This is a genomic window from Bradyrhizobium sp., from assembly GCF_049586575.1.
GTDB lineage: Bacteria > Pseudomonadota > Alphaproteobacteria > Rhizobiales > Xanthobacteraceae > Bradyrhizobium.
On record NZ_JBAVCF010000580.1, the window covers coordinates 1 to 2,363 of the forward strand.

Genomic DNA, 2,363 nt, shown 5'->3' on the forward strand with positions numbered 1-2,363 from the left:
CGCCGGCCAAACGTCATCCCCGCGCTCCTGTCCGGCATCACCAACCCGGGTGTCGCCAAGTTCGAATATTGAATTCGATATCGAAAACCGATAGTAAAACCGTTCAGGAGTCCACCGCGATAACGGGATTGAACAGGACTTGGAACATCACGATCTGTTGAGCGGCTTCATTCGTCTTCATATTCTTCACCACGCCGTGGAAGGCGAACTCTATGGCAAATGGATGATCGATGAGCTGGGCCGCCATGGTTACAGTCTGAGTCCCGGCACGCTCTATCCGATGCTCCGCAGGCTTGAGACGAGAGGCTATCTGGTTTCGCGTCTCGAACGCGACGGCCAGACGGTACGCAAATTCTATCGGGCGACCCCGGCCGGGGCCAAAGCTCTTTCCATTGCGCGAAACAAGGCGAAGGAACTGTTCGGCGAAATCGTGCCGCGCCGACCTTCGAAGCGCGCGCGGAGATCGCGATGAACAATTCTGGCGCGCCGGCCGCATCGACCGGGCAAGGCTCGATTTCCGGAGAAGCGCCGCGTACCGGCTCGGTCGGCGAGGTATTCGCGGCCTTTCTCAAGCTCGGCGTGATGTCCTTTGGCGGCCCGGTCGCGCATCTCGGTTATTTCCGGCAAGAGCTGGTCATCCGGCGGCAATGGCTTGACGAGACGACTTTTGCCGATCTCATTGCGCTTTGCCAGTTCCTGCCAGGCCCTGCGTCAAGCCAGGTCGGCTTCTCCCTCGGCGTGCTGCGCGGCAACGGCCTTCTCGGGGGATTGGCGGCGTGGCTGGCCTTCACGCTGCCCTCGGCGGCGATCATGTTTGCTTTTGCGCTCGGCGCGGCGCATTTCACCGGCCCCGTCGCGGACGGCTTTTTGCACGGGCTGAAACTCGTCGCGGTCGCGGTGATCGCCCAGGCTGTATGGGGAATGACGAAAAGCCTGACGCCGGATCGGCCGCGCGCAGCGATCGCGCTGGCTGCGCTTGCGGTCGTCGTCCTGTTTGCGGGATCATTCGCCCAGGTTTCGGCGATCGTGCTCGGCGCGGCTTTCGGCCTGTGGCTTTGCCGCGGCGAGGCCGCCGCCGTCTCGGGTCGGCTGAATTTTCCGGTCACGCGATGGAACGGCGGTATCGCGCTTTTTCTGTTCGCGGCGTTGTTGCTGCTGTCGCCTGTCGTGACGGCGGCGACGCAATCGCATGCACTCGCGCTGTTCGATGCGTTCTACCGTTCCGGCGCGCTGGTGTTTGGCGGCGGCCATGTCGTGCTGCCGCTGTTGCAGGCCGAGGTGGTGACCCCAGGATGGGTGAGCAACGAAGCATTCCTCGCCGGCTATGGGCTGGCGCAGGCGGTGCCGGGACCGGTCTTTACGTTCGCCGCCTATCTTGGCGCCGTCATGAACGCCCCGCCGAATGGTTTTGCCGGTGCGGCGATCGCGCTGGTCGCGCTGTTGCTGCCGGGCATGCTGCTGGTCTACGGCATGTTGCCGTTCTGGGACGCGATACGCTCCCGCCCGATCGCCCAAGCGGCGATGCGCGGCACCAATGCCGCCGTGGTCGGCATTTTGGGTGCCGCGCTCTATCATCCGGTCTGGACCAGCGCGGTCACAAACCCGCGCGATTTTGCGCTCGCGCTTTTCGGCTTTTTGCTGCTTGTGGTCTGGAAGCTGCCGTCATGGATAGTCGTCGTGCTGCTCGCGGCTGCGGGCACGTTGTCGCAATTTTTTTGAAACGGTGCTTTCTATAAAAGGGAGGCTACGATGACCTTGAATGATACCATGCGGACAAGCGAATCCGGCTGGACCATCCTGGTGCGGCTTCTGGTCGGGCTGATCGTCTTTCTGCCCGAGGGCATTCAAAAGCTCGCTTATCCCGATATTCTGGGCGCCGGGCGCTTTGCGAAAATCGGCATTCCCTATCCCGACCTCCTGGGCCCGTTTGTAGGCCTGGTCGAGATCATCTGCGGCACGCTGATCATCATCGGGCTTTTGACGCGGCTCGCCGCGCTGCCGCTGATCATCATCATGATCGTGGCGCTCATTTCCACCAAGCTTCCGATCCTGTTCGGCCACGACGTCGGGATGTTTCATCTGCCGGCGGACATGAAACGCCTGGGCTTCTGGAGCGTGATACATGAATCTCGCGCCGACCTGACCATGCTTTTGGGATGCATTTATCTCGCAATCGTCGGTGCCGGAAAGTGGTCGATGGATGACCGGCTGTCGCGATACTAGTGCGGCGAATTTGAAGTTCCTATCAGTGTTGCGGCAATCGTTTTATAGGAACTTCAAATTCAAGGCCGCACTAGAATCAATAAGTTACTAGAGCTCCTTTGATTCCGAAGCTCGCATCGGAGGTTGCCGCGATACCGTGC

General features: G+C 60.9%; 3 protein-coding genes. All 3 read left to right on the top strand.

Going from position 1 to position 2,363, the window contains the following annotated elements:
• Positions 1–139: 139 nt before the first annotated feature.
• Genes WB528_RS21825 through WB528_RS21835 form a run of 3 tightly spaced genes read left to right on the top strand, consistent with a single transcriptional unit; the run spans position 140 to position 2,223 of the window.
• Positions 140–472: a PadR family transcriptional regulator gene (locus tag WB528_RS21825; RefSeq protein WP_423890582.1), complete on the top strand. Its 333-nt coding sequence runs from the start codon at positions 140–142 to the stop codon at positions 470–472.
• Positions 469–1,719, top strand: a complete 1,251-nt coding sequence (chrA, locus tag WB528_RS21830) for a chromate efflux transporter (protein ID WP_423890583.1) — start codon at positions 469–471, stop codon at positions 1,717–1,719. The genes WB528_RS21825 and chrA overlap by 4 nt, the downstream gene beginning before the upstream one ends.
• A gap of 30 nt (positions 1,720–1,749) precedes the next feature.
• Positions 1,750–2,223: a DoxX family protein gene (locus WB528_RS21835; protein WP_423890584.1), complete on the top strand. Its 474-nt coding sequence runs from the start codon at positions 1,750–1,752 to the stop codon at positions 2,221–2,223.
• Positions 2,224–2,363 lie beyond the last annotated feature (140 nt).

What these genes read in the sequence shown, in the direction of transcription:
- chrA (WP_423890583.1), top strand. Translation starts at nt 469, where the DNA reads ATGAACAATTCTGGCGCGCCGGCCGCATCGACCGGGCAAGGCTCGATT.
- WB528_RS21835 (WP_423890584.1), top strand. Translation starts at nt 1,750, where the DNA reads ATGACCTTGAATGATACCATGCGGACAAGCGAATCCGGCTGGACCATC.